The organism is Vibrio sp. 10N.237.312.B06 (assembly GCF_041464685.1).
In the GTDB taxonomy this organism is placed as follows: Bacteria; Pseudomonadota; Gammaproteobacteria; order Enterobacterales; family Vibrionaceae; genus Vibrio; species Vibrio tasmaniensis_A.
Genome location: NZ_JBFSPI010000001.1, coordinates 92,072 through 108,480, shown reverse-complemented (window position 1 = coordinate 108,480; position 16,409 = coordinate 92,072). Strand labels below are relative to the sequence as shown.

The 16,409-nt window shown below is 44.8% G+C and carries 12 protein-coding genes; 5 read left to right on the top strand and 7 right to left on the bottom strand.

Annotated elements, in window-relative coordinates:
* Positions 1 to 44: 44 nt before the first annotated feature.
* Positions 45 to 1,391, bottom strand: coding sequence for a DUF4397 domain-containing protein (locus AB6C75_RS00450; RefSeq protein WP_372106369.1), 1,347 nt, complete (start codon positions 1,389 to 1,391; stop codon positions 45 to 47).
* A gap of 583 nt (positions 1,392 to 1,974) precedes the next feature.
* Here AB6C75_RS00450 and AB6C75_RS00445 point away from each other — a divergent pair.
* The 3 genes from AB6C75_RS00445 to csdA all read left to right on the top strand — a co-directional run bounded on the left by AB6C75_RS00445 (position 1,975) and on the right by csdA (position 5,135).
* Positions 1,975 to 2,832: an outer membrane protein OmpK gene (locus tag AB6C75_RS00445; RefSeq protein ID WP_371702538.1), complete on the top strand. Its 858-nt coding sequence runs from the start codon at positions 1,975 to 1,977 to the stop codon at positions 2,830 to 2,832.
* A gap of 110 nt (positions 2,833 to 2,942) precedes the next feature.
* Positions 2,943 to 3,836, top strand: a complete 894-nt coding sequence (gene panE / locus AB6C75_RS00440; protein WP_372049087.1) for a 2-dehydropantoate 2-reductase — start codon at positions 2,943 to 2,945, stop codon at positions 3,834 to 3,836.
* A gap of 87 nt (positions 3,837 to 3,923) precedes the next feature.
* Positions 3,924 to 5,135, top strand: coding sequence for a cysteine desulfurase CsdA (csdA, locus tag AB6C75_RS00435; protein ID WP_372106367.1), 1,212 nt, complete (start codon positions 3,924 to 3,926; stop codon positions 5,133 to 5,135).
* 111 nt (positions 5,136 to 5,246) lie between these two features.
* On the opposite strand, the gene csdE is transcribed toward csdA, so the two are convergent.
* From csdE to AB6C75_RS00415, 4 genes are all read right to left on the bottom strand, one after another.
* Positions 5,247 to 5,675: a cysteine desulfurase sulfur acceptor subunit CsdE gene (gene csdE / locus AB6C75_RS00430; RefSeq protein ID WP_009848361.1), complete on the bottom strand. Its 429-nt coding sequence runs from the start codon at positions 5,673 to 5,675 to the stop codon at positions 5,247 to 5,249.
* 37 nt (positions 5,676 to 5,712) lie between these two features.
* Complete coding sequence (tcdA, locus tag AB6C75_RS00425; RefSeq protein ID WP_372106365.1) at positions 5,713 to 6,522, bottom strand: tRNA cyclic N6-threonylcarbamoyladenosine(37) synthase TcdA; 810 nt, start codon at positions 6,520 to 6,522, stop codon at positions 5,713 to 5,715.
* A 113-nt stretch (positions 6,523 to 6,635) separates the two neighbouring features.
* Positions 6,636 to 7,748 (bottom strand): murein transglycosylase A, encoded by a 1,113-nt coding sequence (mltA, locus tag AB6C75_RS00420; RefSeq protein ID WP_135385346.1) that lies wholly within the window; start codon positions 7,746 to 7,748, stop codon positions 6,636 to 6,638.
* 81 nt (positions 7,749 to 7,829) lie between these two features.
* Positions 7,830 to 8,318, bottom strand: a complete 489-nt coding sequence (locus tag AB6C75_RS00415; RefSeq protein ID WP_017098026.1) for a DUF2850 domain-containing protein — start codon at positions 8,316 to 8,318, stop codon at positions 7,830 to 7,832.
* 146 nt (positions 8,319 to 8,464) lie between these two features.
* On the opposite strand from AB6C75_RS00415, the gene argA reads away from it, so the two are divergent.
* Positions 8,465 to 9,802, top strand: a complete 1,338-nt coding sequence (gene argA / locus AB6C75_RS00410; RefSeq protein WP_009848357.1) for an amino-acid N-acetyltransferase — start codon at positions 8,465 to 8,467, stop codon at positions 9,800 to 9,802.
* A gap of 278 nt (positions 9,803 to 10,080) precedes the next feature.
* Complete coding sequence (locus AB6C75_RS00405; RefSeq protein ID WP_008223046.1) at positions 10,081 to 10,272, top strand: hypothetical protein; 192 nt, start codon at positions 10,081 to 10,083, stop codon at positions 10,270 to 10,272.
* A 101-nt stretch (positions 10,273 to 10,373) separates the two neighbouring features.
* Here AB6C75_RS00405 and recD read toward each other — a convergent pair whose 3' ends face one another.
* Both recD and recB read right to left on the bottom strand, forming a co-directional pair.
* Complete coding sequence (recD, locus tag AB6C75_RS00400) at positions 10,374 to 12,599, bottom strand: exodeoxyribonuclease V subunit alpha (protein WP_372106362.1); 2,226 nt, start codon at positions 12,597 to 12,599, stop codon at positions 10,374 to 10,376.
* Positions 12,599 to 16,273, bottom strand: a complete 3,675-nt coding sequence (recB, locus tag AB6C75_RS00395) for an exodeoxyribonuclease V subunit beta (RefSeq protein WP_372106360.1) — start codon at positions 16,271 to 16,273, stop codon at positions 12,599 to 12,601. The genes recD and recB overlap by 1 nt, the downstream gene beginning before the upstream one ends.
* Positions 16,274 to 16,409 lie beyond the last annotated feature (136 nt).

The window sequence follows — 16,409 nt, the reverse complement described above, 5'->3', positions numbered from 1 at the left end:
ACCCTCTTCTCTTTTCTATTTTCTATTTGCAGACGCTTAACGGATTAATCTGTGGTTTCACTTACTATTAAGTTAAATCCCGTTCCCATCGAATCATCAATCGCCACTACTTGATACACAACACCGTTAACTAATGTCGCAGGCGCGGAGTCAATAGCAACAGTAGATGGATCGCCAGCCACCGTAATCGTCACATAGTAAGTTCCCGCAGCTACATAAATACCATTCGCGAAATCTTTGAATTTCACATTACTCAACGCAGGAGTACTTCCAGAAATTCCCACGTTCTCGGTTAAATAAATATCAACCGAAGCTGCAATTGGATTAGCTGCAGCATGAGTAATGTTCAATACTGCACTGGTTGCAACAGAGCGTCGATTTTCTGGAACAACTAAAGCTTCCAAGTTGAGAGGACTTACCGTCCCCACGGCATAGATGCTGTAATCCATTCCGGCAAACACCGCTAAACCGTCAACATCAATGAATGTTGGAGAGGTGGTTGCTGTTTCATAAATATCGATATCGTAACTGCCTGCTGCCAAATCTAAGAAGCCACGAACTTCTTTAAACATTAGAGCATCAAGAGGAGCAAACTTAGCCGAGTTTACAAACACATCCACAGAGGGTGCACCATCAACTAAATGCCCTACTCTCACTTCTGCAGATTCTGCCATGTCGTAAATTATAGATGAACTTTTGCCATCCATTACCATCAGCTTCACCGGAGACGTACTGCTTGAATCCGCTCTTGGAACTGCCGCAATAGTTAACTCGCTACCGCCAGACAGAGTGATTTCTCCAGAGTCAAAAGCAATAGCACTTCCACTCACGGTTTCTAATCTCACACGATATTGACCAGCAGGAATATTGAGCACATCGGTAAATCCTTTGTATCCCAAAGTTCCAATCGGTGCGCCTAGAGGATCATTCGGTGCTGTAACGTATAGATTCACATCACCAACTCCAGTTGCCGCGTGAACAACTTGCACATCCAAACTCGAACTCGTCGCCGTGCCTGCTGCAGGTCGTGTCACAACGAGAGCCTCAACTGGGTTGTTGGAACCGTCAGCATCACCGACCACCATCACCGTGTAATCTAAATCACCGCTTAAATCGAACTGGCTTGGCGGAATCACTGTCGCCACACCATCTCCAGGGAGTTGAACATCGACCTGTAGAGTTGTCTGGCCTTGATTAACCGAGGTATATCCAGATGCCTGAGCATAATCAACCCCAGTCCAACGAGCCTGACTATTAACTAACACATTAGCTAGTGGAGCATCTGGCGATGCGTGAACAGCTTGCAGCTGGGTTGTTGGTTGATCGTCATCATTACACCCTACAATAAATAGGGCTGACAACGCTACAGCGAGTATAGGTGAATATTTCATTGGTCTTCTCTCCAAAAAGTTCGACCAGTTCGTCACACAGAAGATAAGCTCACGAGCAGATCTTTAAATGTTGCCTCAAAATTGGTGCAATGAACGGTCTCAATATTGTCAGCGATGAAAAAACAACCAGAGTTAAAAGTCAGGTTAATCATCACATGAATTGTTCATCAATTGATTCAAACTTCAGTACGGAGTTGCTTGGAAATGGATCAAAGGCAGGATCGAAACGTTCGCTAAGTGAGGTGTTTTTTACGAGAAAACGCTTAGAAAGAAATACTGTTGATTTTGATATGCATGTCACGATTTTTGGTAGAATCGTTTGCTTAGAGCGGTATTTCACCAATTTATACACAAAATAATCGAATTTCACAAAATCAATAGAAGTAGGGATTCATCAAGATGCATAGCAACATTAAAGTTCCATCATTTAGATCGTTAGTGTGATCAGGCTCACAATAATAATCATAGTTTTCACTCTGTCTCACTTTTATTTGAGAACAAAATCGCTATTATGCTCGGCATTCGGACATATAAACACGCACGGATTAGCGGGTTACTTATTTCAAACATAGAGAGTTCCATTATGCGTAAATCACTTTTAACTCTTGGCCTACTTGCAGCAGCTTCTGCTCCAGTAATGGCGGCTGATTATTCTGACGGCGACATCCACAAGAACGATTACAAGTTCCTACAATTTAACTTGATGGGTGCTTTTAATGAAAAAGGTGTTTCTGAGTCGACTCATGATTACCTAGAGATGGAATTTGGTGGTCGCAATGGTATTTTCGATCTTTACGGCTACGTTGATGTATTTAACCTGACGTCAGACTCAAGCAGCGATAAAGCAAAATCTGAAAAGATGTTCATGAAATTTGCGCCTCGTATGTCTATCGATGGCCTAACTGGCACTGATCTTTCTTTTGGTCCAGTACAAGAACTTTACGTTGCTACGCTTATGGAATGGGGCGGAGGTGGCGCTACTAACTGTAACTCTACAGGCTGTATTGATGGTAGTCCTGGTGTAAATACTCAAAAAATTGGTCTTGGTTCTGATGTAATGGTTCCATGGTTCGGTAAAATGGGATTAAACCTTTACGGAACATACGATTCAAACAAGAAAGATTGGAACGGCTTCCAACTCTCTACTAACTGGTTCAAACCATTCCACTTCTTCGAGAACGGTTCTTTTATCTCTTACCAAGGTTACATCGATTACCAATTCGGGATGGATGAAGGCAAAGGTTACGCAACATCAAGCCATGGCGGCGCAATGTTCAATGGTCTTTACTGGCACTCTGATCAGTTCGCAGTTGGTTACGGCCTAAAACTTTACAGCGATGTATACGGTTTTGCTGACGGTGAAGGTCTTCCATGGAACTCAGCTTCAAAAGCTGAATCTTCTGGCGTAGGTCACTACGTTGCAGTAACTTACAAGTTCTAATCAAACTTCTAAGAAAGTTTCCAAAATGGCACCCTCGGGTGCCATTTTTTATTGCTTTCATTTAATGCCTCGCTATCCTTGCAGCACCACTTTTTTATATCGGTATTGCTGTGAACATCACTATTGTTGGCCCTGGGGCTATCGGCTCTTTATGGGCAATAAAACTGCTTCAAGCTGGTCATAATGTGGCTTTGTGGAGTCGTTCCACGGATCACTCAATTGACTTATCACTTGATGGACAAGCTTCACTTTCCTTCAGTAACAACAATATCGAAAAGCTATCAGCGAGCGATTTAGTGATCTTCACAGTCAAAGCTTGGCAAGTAGAAGAAGCCACCACTCCGTTACTTCAGTATCTAGACTCTGACACCATTCTCATGTTCATGCACAACGGTATGGGGGCGGTCGCTCAGATAGCAACTCAAATTGATACTCACCCAGTAGTATTGGCTACAACCACACAAGCGGCATTCAAACCCGACAAGAATAATGTTTCTCATACAGGGTTCGGACAAACTCAATTGGGTGCTTTTAACCTCAAGGGTCAACAGTGCACTTTTTTAGTTGATGTGTTGGAACATGCCTTCCCTGCCGTGAGTTGGAATCCAGAAATAACAACGGCGCTGTGGGCTAAACTCGCCATAAATTGTGCGATCAACCCACTGACTGGGCTGGAACAAATCAAAAATGGAGAGCTTGCTGACCAAAGGTTTAACGAAGTTCTGAGTTCTATAGTTAAAGAACTCACGCAAGTGATGCTGGCGGAAGGCATTACTTGTTCATTCGACGAATTAGAAACAAGCGTAAAACACGTTATTCAAGCCACGGCTCAAAACAACTCTTCCATGCAGCAAGATATGTTTTATGAGCGCAAGACAGAGATCGACTTCATTACCGGACACCTAATAAAGACAGCACTCAAACATCAGATAGAAGTTCCTGTTAACCAAAAGCTGTTTACGCAGGTTAAAGAACGAGAAAATAGCTGGAATCATCAAGATTAGTCAGCAACGATTAACAAGTCGCGATAAAATAACGATACCGCTCAGCATAACGCTAGCAACAATTTCCAAGATTTTAGGTAAGAATAGATGCTTGATATCAATCACATCCGAGAGCAGTTTCCTGCGCTATCACAAACCATCAATCAACAACCGTTGATTTATTTAGACAGCGCAGCAACGACACAAAAACCTCAGGTAGTTATTGATGCCATTAGCCAATACTACTCCAAACAAAATGCCAATGTTCACCGTGGTAGTCATAGCTTAACAGCGAACGCGACCAGTCAATTTGAAGCCGCAAGAGATAAGGTCGCTCAGTTTATCGGCGCAAGCTCTTCAAAAGAGATCATTTGGACTCGCGGTGCCACTGAAGCACTCAACCTGATCGCTCAAACCTACGCAAGAAGCACCCTCCAGCCTGGCGATGAGATATTAGTCAGCGAAATGGAGCATCACGCTAATATTGTTCCTTGGCAAATTGTTGCAGAACAAACCGGAGCGAAAGTCGTAAAAGTACCGATGACGTCAGATTGTGAATTTGATCTTACTGCCTTTGGCGCTCTATTAAATGATCGAACCAAGATTATTGCTCTGGCTCAGATAACTAATGTGACTGGTTCTCGTCAGCCCATTGAAGAAGTGATCGAGAAAGCACACAAGATGAATGCGATTGTTGTGGTAGATGGAGCGCAAGGTATTGTTCATGAACCCGTAGATGTTACTGCTTTAGATGCGGATTTCTACGTTTTCTCAGGACACAAGCTCTACGCCCCAGCTGGTATTGGGGTGCTTTATGGCAAGCTAGAATTGCTCGAAGCGATGCCCCCTTGGCATGGTGGTGGCAAAATGGTCGAGCGCGTCTCTTTCTCTGGTACTACTTTTTCTGAACTGCCGGGGAAGTTTGAAGCGGGCACGCCAAATGTGGCGGGAGCGATAGCATTAAGTACCGCAATAGAATGGTTAAGTGGTTTTGCTCAGCAAGATGTCGAAAATCATATCCACCAACTACAGCACGAGACTTATCTTGCACTCAGTAAGCTGGATGATATTCAGATATTGGGTTATCAACCCAACGCAAGTGTGATTACTTTTGTGATGGATGGCGTTCACCACCAAGATATTGCAACCCTGTTGGATCAACAAGGTATCGCAGTACGTGCTGGACATCATTGTGCTCACCCATTAATGGATGCACTTAATGTGAAAGGAACGGTTCGTATTTCATTTGGTATTTATAACAATCTAGATGATGTTGAAAAGCTCGTAGCGGCGATAGAAAAAGCCGTTGATATGCTGTAGCGAGTAGCGAGTAGCGAGTAGCGAGTAGCGAGTAGCGAGTAGCGAGTAGCGAAATTATGTAGGGTTGGCGTTTAGCGTCAACCCTTTTTGTTTCTGTGTATCTAAGAAATGTTAAGCACTTAGCTCTTGGATTTGAGCAACAATCGCTTTTAATCCATTGCCGCGAGATGGGCTTAGATGGGTAATTAAACCGATTTGTTCAAAGTATCCATCGATATCGAACGCTTGAATCTGCTCTGATGTTTTTCCATCATACGCAGCCATCACTAATGCAATCAGACCGCGAACGATACGCGCATCAGAATCAGCACAAAAGCGCCAAACACCGTCGATATTTTGAGAAACCAACCACACTTGGCTTTCACAACCAGATACGACAACCTGTTCACTTTTCAGTTCATCAGGCATGCTAGGCAGTTTCTTACCCCACTGAATCACCTGGCGATAACGATCTTCCCAGCCGCTGAAAGTCTGCATTTTTGCGACAATATCATCACTGGTAATTTCTTTGCCGAATGGAAAGCTTGGGAATGTGGTCATTTTAATATCCAGTCGATTGTTAATTGAGAAGAAGACGTTACTTAGCGTGCTTTTGAACGATCTTTTCTACGATACGTGAAACCGCCACAAAACCAAAGGTAGCCGTGACAACCGTTGCTGCACCAAAACCCGTCGCACAGTCCATGCGTTTTGGACCTTCCGCTGTCGCTTTCGCAGCACATACACTGCCGTCAGCTTGTGGGTACTTAATTTGCTCAGTCGAGAACACACAATCGATACCAAACTTACGCGCAGGATTCTTAGGGAAATTATGATGACGACGCAATGTGTCTTTCAATTTCTTCGCTAACGGATCTTGAATCGTCTTAGTCAGATCAGCCACTTTGATTTGAGTCGGGTCAACTTGCCCACCCGCGCCCCCCGTAGTGATCACTTTGATTTTGTTGCTACGACAATACGCCAACAGCGAAGCCTTAGCTTTCATGCTATCAATCGCATCGAGCACAAAGTCGAACTCTTTCGATAGGTATTCAGCCTGATTATCTGGCCCGATAAAGTCATCAATCAGGTTCACTTTACACTCAGGGTTAATCAGCTTAACGCGCTCTGCCATCACTTCGATTTTGCTCTTGCCAACCGTACCCGACATAGCGTGGATCTGACGGTTGATGTTCGTCACGCACACATCATCCATATCGATCAATGTCAGCTCACCTAAACCAGTACGAGCAAGCGCTTCAACCGCCCATGAACCGACACCGCCAATACCGATCACACACACGTGTGCTGCTCTAAGTATATCTACTTCACTATTGCCATACAGGCGACGAGTGCCACCAAATCGTTGGTCATAGTTTTCTGAAGCTGGAGTGGTCAATTCACGCATTGTTGCCGCCAATTTATTTCTGAGAAAAAGAAAAGAGTGCGTTTTATACGCACTCTTGAATTAAAAGTCTAGGGGATTAGCGATTCGCTTTCAATGCCCCATTTTATTATTGTTTACTCGACCTTTTCAGGAGGCAAAGCCCAAGGCGCTTCGGTTGCGCTGCCATCTAGACCCAGCTTCCACACCCGACCAAAATGCTTGTAATGACCCGCTTCAGTTCCTGCTCGTGGGCCCATACCATGGTAGAGGTCCAAATGGTTTTGCTTAACCGCACCACCGGTATCTAAAACCAATAATAGTCTTAGTTGGTGCGCGCCGCTCCAAGTACCATCAGCATTCAGTAACGGGACCTCAGCCAGGATAGGTGTTCCCATTGGTAAGATAGAGCGATCGCCCGCTACCGCCGCCATCGGTAATAGAGGAATGCCAGCGCTACCCATTACGGATAGATCATCTCTCGCGCTAAAGAAGACGAAAGATGGGTTTTGCTCAAGCAGTTCTTTTACCACTTCAGGATCGTTTGCCAAGACCCACTCTTTGATAGCTTTCAATGACATTTTTTCGCGTGGCACTAAACCTCGCTCGATCAAAACACGGCCAATACTCACGTAAGCTTTATTGTTCTTACCCGCGTATGCAAAATACTGCAGCGTGTCATCATCTCCGAAATGCACAAAGCCGCTGCCCTGTACTTCCATCATAAATGGGTCGATACGGTTTGCTGAATAACCTAACTCAAGACCTTGGCCTTCTAATGCACCGTTGTAGATCTCTTCGCGTGTTGGGCACTCTTTATCACACTCTGGAAGCCCATAAACAGGGAATCGGTATTCTTCGTTTGCTTCATGTCGCAACTCCATTACAGGAGAAAAATAGCCCGTGAATAAAACATTACCTTGTTTATCACCACCACCTAATTGAGCAGTTTGAACGCCAAAATTCGCTAGCTCGGTCGGCTCTCCACTCAGCACCGCCCATTCATTGAGTTGCTGATAAAGCGGCTCATAGATTTTAGCCATCGAAGGGGATTTAGAAACCACCATCTCAGCTTGCTCTGCAAATGCGGTGAAGTCTCTTGGTTTATTAGATTCAACCAAATCGACCTTATTTAAGGTTCGGGGAAATTCACCATCAAGGTGTTGTTGGGCAAGATCAGTGGGTTGAGCACAGCCAAATAAGAAAGAGGCAGCAACAAGGGGAAGCCATTTTTTAATCACAAGAGTCATCCTAAATATTCTATGCATCGAGGATGACAAAAACGATCAGATAACACAATCTTAGATTGTAAATGTTTACAGTAAGATAACCTATCGAACTGAGTTATCGATATAACCTTTGAGGCGAAAGACTGGATTATAGTGATTATCCGATACAAGCATCATTTCTGTTTTATCAGAATTCGTTAGGCGAAAGTGATACGTTTTATTACCTGCCTTATATTCGAAGTACTTGCCATCAAAATCAAAATGAGTCGACACAACAGAGCCTCGCACTGACACACCATTTTCACTCAGCACAAACTCGTCCGCAGCATAACGAGCGACATCTTGCTCGACCCAAGTTCCATATATTTGACTATTAGGTGTTATCGCATCTTGCACTCTATAAAACACATCGGCGAACAAGGAAGCGACGGCAAACGACCCCACCAAAGCTAAAACCATTAAACTGCGTTCAATGAGCTTACGTCTCAATTTAGGTTTGTTGCGCTGCTCTGCTCCACTGTAGAGACCTTTTGCGATCTCATCAATCTTACTCTTTCTTACTGGATTTTTTTGCATTCGTTTACGACTCATAAGGATGCTGTACGCATTGTACACTGAGACAGTTTATAAAACGAAGCCTAGATGAGAATAGTTTGCGCTTCATTCCAAAAAGTTGTTGTTCAGATTTGAATTTAAATGCTAAATTATCGAATAAATAAACAAGGAAGACTTATTCTGTGAAATTAAGAAGTACGGCGCTAGTCAAAGGCTTTAGGCAATCGACCCCTTATGTAAATGCTCACCGTGGTAAAACCATGGTGATTATGTTGGGAGGTGAAGCCGTTGCCGATAGAAACTTTGGCAACATTATTAGTGATATAGCCCTGCTTCATAGCCTTGGGGTTAAGATTGTTCTCGTTCATGGGGCAAGACCACAGATCAACCAACTGTTAGAGAAGCAAGACTGCCATACGCCTTACCATAAAAATATTAGAGTCACAGATGAATATTCTTTAGGTGTTGCAATGCAGGCGGCTGGACAACTGCAACTTGCGATCACCGCTCGCCTTTCAATGAGTTTGAACAACACCCCAATGGCAGGAACTCAACTGAATGTTATGAGTGGTAACTTTATTACCGCTCAACCCTTAGGCGTCGATGATGGTACAGATTACTGCCACAGCGGACGCATTCGTCGAATAGACATCGAAGGGATCAATCGCACCCTTGACCAAGGTTCCATCGTCCTTCTTGGGCCTATTGCCAGTTCAGTCACTGGCGAAAGCTTTAACCTGCTTTCGGAAGAGGTCGCGACACAAGTTGCTATCCGTTTGAAAGCCGACAAACTGATTGGCTTTTGTTCTGAGCAAGGGGTGACTGACGAAAGCGGTAATGTACTCGCCGAACTCTTCCCTAAAGACGCCAAGCAAATTCTTGAACGCTTAACGGAATCCCAGAACCCCGCCGAAGACATGAGCACCGGAACACTGCGCTTCTTGAAAGGAGCGATCTCCGCTTGCCGAGCAGGCGTGCCTCGTTGTCACTTGATCAGCTACAAAGCCGATGGCGCATTGATCCAAGAGCTATTCTCTTTTGATGGTATTGGAACCCAAGTGGTCATGGCGAGTGCCGAACAAGTCAGACAAGCTCAGATTGATGACATCGGTGGTATCTTTGACCTCATTCGCCCTCTTGAAGAACAAGGCATTCTTGTTCGTCGCTCAAGAGAGCAGTTAGAACAAGAAGTCCATCGTTTTACTATCATCGAAAAAGACGGTCTGATCATTGGTTGCGCTGCGCTGTACGCTTATCCAGAAGATCACATGGCAGAGATGGCCTGCGTGGCCATTCACCCAGACTACCGAGATGGAAACCGTGGGCAGTTACTGCTTGATTACATGCGTCATCAGTCCAAATCTCGTGATATCGACCAAATCTTTGTTCTTACCACACACAGCCTTCATTGGTTCCGTGAACAGGGTTTTTACGAGATTACTGTTGATGAATTACCAATGGAAAAACAAGGTCTGTACAACTATCAAAGGAATTCCAAGATCTTAGCGTTAAATGTGTAAATTAAATTTAGATTAAAATCTCACTTTAATAAGGAATCTATTGCAAATGTAATCGTTTCTCATGTGAAATTTATTAAATATGCACTTTCATTCACAGTTATAATTGTATAGAATTTGCACGCTTTATGAATATCGACAAGCGTTTTTATTGGAATGCCGCCGAATGTTTAATCTATGACATTTAGGAGGTCACTGCACGGATTGCTATACCCGTTAACGATCAGCATGCTAGTAGTCAGTCTGCTCGTTAATATAAACAGCAAAAGAGCAACATTGATATGAGAACCATTGTTTGTAACTCGCTGCAAAGTTTTTGGGATATGGCTGATAACCAATTCTTAGAAGGGTTAGACGTACACTGCGTGTTCCCTGTGAGCGAGAACCTAAAAGAGTTTATTTTGAATTGCCAAGCAAAGTACAAAATAAACCATATATCGTTTACTCGAGCGTTTTTAGGCACGGATTCCTAATAACGTTCAGAGCAACCACGGATGGTTGCTTTGTGTATACGATTTACCCTGCTATTTCGTCGTTTTACTTCCAGCAACACCTCCACTAAAACCACTGACCGTCAGTTGGTTAGTCGACTTCCTAAACCACTCACTCGCTCTGTTTTTACCTTAATACCACGCTTCAAGACATTGGTATCACTGAACATCATCAGTCGTTTCTTAGCACGCGTGATACCCGTATAGATAAGTTCTCGCGTTAAAATAGGGCTGAAGTCTGGCGGTAAGATCATTAAGGTCAGATCAAATTCACTGCCTTGAGATTTGTGTATCGTCATTGCATACGCGGTTTCATGATCAGGCACTCGACTTGGTAGTACAGCTTTTACACTGCCATCGGGCAATTCAAAGTACACCTTTAATCGAGGGGCTGAGTTATCATCAATTGAAGAAGAGCTACTTACATCAGCCTCAAGCATACAGATACCAATATCACCATTGTATAAACCTAAGCCATGATCATTGCGCGTTACCATTACTGGTCGCCCGTGATACCACAATTCATCGTTGTGCGGATTCACCAAGCGTCTTGCGGCAAGTGCCCTTTCGATTCTGTGGTTGAGGCCTTTAACACCAAAGTCACCTTCGCGAATGGAACACAGCAACCGACACTGGCTGAACAAATCGAGAACCGATTTCGCTCTCGCTTCTTGAGTTTCTAGCTCTTCCAATGGCACATTCATTCGGTTCAGATACGCACCATATTCATTAACTAAAGTACGTAGCATCAAGTTATAGCTGTCACTCGACAAGGGATGATTCTCAATATCCGCAAACCCTTTCGCAAACACTTGATCGACCTGATTAGCAGAGCCGTTATTGATCGCCTTTGCCAACTGTCCGATACCTGAACGTGCATCAAAACGGTAACTCTTCTGCAGCATACACAAACTATCGGCAATCGCAGGAGGGTTAGCCGATCCTGTTTTGACCTGTCTGGGTTTAGCTATCGCATCAAAGCCTGTCATTTCCGCAATCAAGTTACCTTGTGCTGTGCTGTAGCCTGTTGAATTAAACGAGCAGATATCACCCAACACGGCACCAGCTTCTACTGAAGCGAGCTGGTCTTTATCACCAAGCAGAATCAACCTTGCGTGTTCAGGGAGTGCATCCACCAGCTTATACATCATGGATAAGTCGACCATCGATGCTTCATCCACCACCAAGATATCAAGGTGAAGTGGATTACGTCGGTTATGTCTAAACTCCGCTCGATTGGGGATCGCACCAAGTAATCGGTGCAAAGTGCTCGATTCCGTCGGTATGTTGGCCTTTACTTCAGGCGCCAGAGGTAATTGTTCAATCGCTTTACCAATCGACTCAGTTAAACGCGCCGCCGCTTTACCTGTCGGAGCCACCAGCTTGATCGTCGGTATTTTACCTTGGCTGAGTGATTGCTCAACCATAGCCGAAAGCAACTTAGTTACCGTGGTTGTTTTACCAGTACCCGGCCCACCAGAAATCACCGCGAAGCGACGACTTAACGCCACCGCTGCCGCTACTTTTTGCCAATTCAAACATGCTGATAACGGTACCAAGGCGTCTAGAACATCTAGGTCTGTCACTTGCTTAGCTTGTACGATCACTTGATCAATTGCGCCCCAATTCAAAGATTGCTCATCGACGATATCAAGATGATCACACACCAGCTGTTGGCGTAATACCTGAGACGTTTGTTGGTTTGCTTCAGCCTTGGCTAAGGCATTAAACAGAAAATGATAACTACGTGCAAAAAGCTGATTGAGCGTTTCAGTCAGTGCCTTCTTCTGCTCAATATTGAACTCTACTGGCTTACTTAAACGGTTTAGAGTTTCAGCCAACACAACTTCGTAGTTCCAATAACGCTGTAAGTAGACACGTTGTCCATCAAACATTAGCGGCTTAATGCAGTCATTCGTTGTTCCAACTAGGTTAGATGATTGCAGAACAGTCACCCAATCAATACCCAACAGTTTTTGGTTCAATTGCAGTGCCGTTTCACCGTACAAACCAAGCAACTGGGCTAGATCTGTCGTTAGTTCAGGGCCTGCCTTATGCTGCTGTATAAGCTGAGTACAAATATGCCCCTTGCCTAATTCATGGCTTACAACGCCAGCTAGAAACCCGACCTCTTGAGAATGACTCGTCGCTTGTTGAGCAATAAAACGAGCAAACTGATAATCCAGCTGACGAATTGAACCTTTGTCCGCTAGGAACTTTAATACATCCATGAGCTGCTCAGGGATAAGTGAAGCAGGCTTAACTGAATTCACTGTCTCTGTGCAGGTATTAGTGGTCACTGTTGTCATTATAGAAGCCCCATCTGTCCAGTTTCATTGTCATTCAATTGTGCTGAACGTCTGTCTATCACTTTACCGTCAATCAATTGATCCATTTCATCGAGCAAAGCCAGTGTTGGTTTCGCCGAGAAAATACCTTGTTGAGATTGGCCGTCCATTCCTCTTAAGAACAAGTAATAAACCCCACCGAAATGTTGTTCATAACTGTAATCTGCAACACGGCTGCGTAAGAAGCGATGTAATGCCAACGCATAGATTTGATATTGCAGATCGTAGCGGTGATCAGCCATCGCCGATTTCAGTGCTTCACCATGGTAGACGGCAACGTCATCACCTAAATGGTTCGATTTCCAGTCGAGCACATAGTATTTACCTTGATGCTCGAACACCAAATCGATGAAACCTTTCAACATGCCTTGCACGGTTTGGAAACCTAGGTCGCCCGCTTTAGCCGACAACGGGTCATGATATTGAATGGTTTGATTCAGCTCTGATGCGGCCAACACTTCGATCGGTAATAAGAACTCCATTTCGACTAATCGTTGAGTCGAGTCTTTCTCACTCAGCTTTAGATTTTTGCCATCCAACGCGGTGTTCAGCACCGTATCAACCAGTTGTTGAAGCACTGGTAACCACTCTAGTTCGTATTGCTCCGACTCTAATAAGTGAGTGATTACTTGCGTGTTATGTTCGCTGGTTGCTGGCTCAGTAAACTCAACATCCTCAAACAAGGTGTGCAAGAAAGTACCAGGGCGAGCGCCGCGAGGGAACGTGAATATAGAACGTTCAGGTTCAATCAGTTCCAACTCATCTTGTTCATCAGCCGAATCAATATCGAAACCAGACACCTCAATCGTGGCATCATGACTTGCGCCGTGACTGCCTTGTTTTACAAGTCCCGAGTAACTGGTAATTCGCCAAGCTCTGTCAATTGAAGCCTTCAGTTCACTGGCCTGTAAGTCGTCACTCACTTGCTCTGTTTGTACAAAAACTTGTTCGTGAGCGGTAGGCGTTTCAGACAGCAATACGCTTGAATTCTTACCCTCAATCGCTGACAGAGCTTGATGTAACTCAGCAATGCCTTGCTCTTGTCCGTTTTGAACCAAGTAGCCCATGGCACTTAAGTGAACACCGGTCGGCTCTTTGGTTGAACGCCCTTTACGTAAAGGAGCCATACCAATGAAACAACCGTAAACGGCACGAGTAAGCGCCACGTAAATCAAACGTAAGTCTTCCGCCAATCGCTCTTTGTCGGCTTGCGCTAAGGCACTGTCGCTACCCGTAATATCAAGCACTGTGGTATCTGATTCATGGTCGTAGAACTTACCTTCACTCGCTTCACGATAACTCGCCACGAACGGCAGGAATACTAGGTCATATTCCAAACCTTTCGATTTATGAATAGTGACGATTTGAACTAAGTTTCTCTCTGATTCAAGGCGTTGAATGTCGTCTTCACTGCCACCTAAACCATTTTGCGCATCTGATATCGCTTCTGCTAGCCAACGTAACAAGCCATAGTCGCTGTCGAGCTCCTGCCTAGCTTGTTGCAACAGTTCGCCAATGTGCATCAAATCAGTGAGTGAGCGCTCACCATTTTCTTCTTCTAGTAAGCGTTCCGCGAGGTGCCTTTTACTGATCACGCTGCGCAGCATTGGTAATACGCCACGTTGCAGCCACAACTTACGATATTCTCGGAATTCGTTAACGACATTTTCCCAAACCACTTCATCGTTGTTGAGTTCATCCAATGATGCGGCATCCAAAGCAAACAACTCTGACGCTAAACTCGCCCGCAATGCACGGTCATTTTCAGGCGTCAGCACCGCTTGCAATAGGCGTTGAATGTCTTGTGCGACCAAGCTGGTGAACACGCTATCTCGGTTAGACAAATACACGCTCGCAATGCCTTGTTCCGACAACGCATTTTTAATTAGGCGACCTTCACTACCGGTTCGAACCAAAACAGCAATATCACCTGCATTCACGGCATGTTGTTTTTTACCGTTATCAAAATAAGCCTGCTCGTTTTGAGAAGCGGTCAGAATGGTTTGAATTTGACTCGCGGTCGCCTCGGCCATGGCCTTGTGATATTCGCCTTTTGGTAGTGGCTTATCTTCCGCTTCTTGTAGCCAAAAGGTGAGCGCGTGCTGAGTTTCACCATTCATCACCCATTGGCGTTTGTCGGCCGATGGACTCGCAGCAACAGGCAAAAATGGAATGTCTTGGTCGTAGATAAACGGGCTATCCGAATTCATAAACACTTGGTTTACCGCGCTGACCATATCAGCACTCGAACGCCAGTTAGTGCCTAACGTATAGTGAGCACTAACTTGGTTTCTTGCTTTAATGTAGGTAAAGATATCCGCGCCACGGAAGCCATAGATAGCCTGCTTCGGGTCGCCGATCATAAACAGGCCACATTGCGGATTTTCTAAATAGATTCGGCTAAAAATACTGTATTGCAGCGGATCGGTATCTTGGAATTCATCGATCATCGCCACTGGGTATAAGGTTCGAATTCTCTCCACCAGCAAGGATTGCTCATCCACATCAATTGACGCGGATAACTGAGTCAGCAAATCATCAAACGATAACCACTGCTTTTGTTGTTTAGCTTTGGCTAACATGGTTCGACAATGAGTAATAGCATGTGCCAACAAGGGAGCTTTCAGATCTGCAGGAGAGTTTAAGAAATTCTCAATAGCCTCAAACACCGCGTGTTGAGGGGCAGTACCTTTTGGTGTTTTTTCAATTAACGTGGCTTGTGAGAACTTCTCTAACTTGTCTGGAAACTGGTAATCATGAGTGTCGCTCTGCGCCCATGCTGTGACGGCTTCTAACCAAGTCGGCAAAGACTTCTTGGTGTAGCTACGCTTGTTCACATCTGAACCTGAAATCAAAGCCAAAAAGTCCGCTTCAGATTCACACCACAACGCCTTAAGTTGCTTCACTTTATCTAGGTTTTGATTGTGCAGAGTTTGCAGGTCGCCAGACATCGCATCTACCGTTAGCTTCAACGGAGATCCTGTCAGATAACGGTTTACGTCAGCCAATAGCGAAGCGGGAGAACCCCAGATATTACGAACCTCGCCAGCTAATTGAATCGGCAGCGGGTAGAACTGTTTACGCCAATAGTCGGCGACCACTTGTGCTTTTAGGTGGCTTTCATCGGTCACAAATTCATTATCAAAACGGCTTCCTGATTCAAAAGCATTTTGGGTCAACATTCGCTGACAGAAACCGTGAATGGTGTAGACCGCGGCTTCATCCATTTGTCTTTCAGCATTAAGCAGGGTTTTAGCCGCGCCAGCATGATCATCGATGGCTTGTAACAAAGGAGCAATCACTGGGTCGTCACTTTGCCCACGTGCAAACGCAATACGTGCATCGTGGATTCGAGCACGGATACGGTCTCGCAGCTCAGCCGTTGCCGCTTCAGTAAAGGTCACCACCAGAATTTGGTCTACGGTTAGCGGCTCATGGTGTCGAGTGGCTTCAGTCAGATCGCCTTGCGGTGCAGCCGTGCCGTGCCCGAGCAGTAGGCGCAAGTACAAGCCAGCGATGGTAAATGTTTTACCCGTACCCGCTGATGCTTCAATTAAACGCGCGCCATGAAGTGGAAACGTCATGGTATCGAGTGTCTGTGGAGTGATTACCTGAACACTGCTTGTGGTCGTCATGCCTTACTGCCTTTTGATAGATGAGTCTGTTAAAAATGTGACTATTGCTATAAATGTGACCTAGCGTGGAAAACGTCATTCAATTTACGCCCTACGCTAATTTGTTAATAGTTAGTGCGATCTCTCTCACGGATCA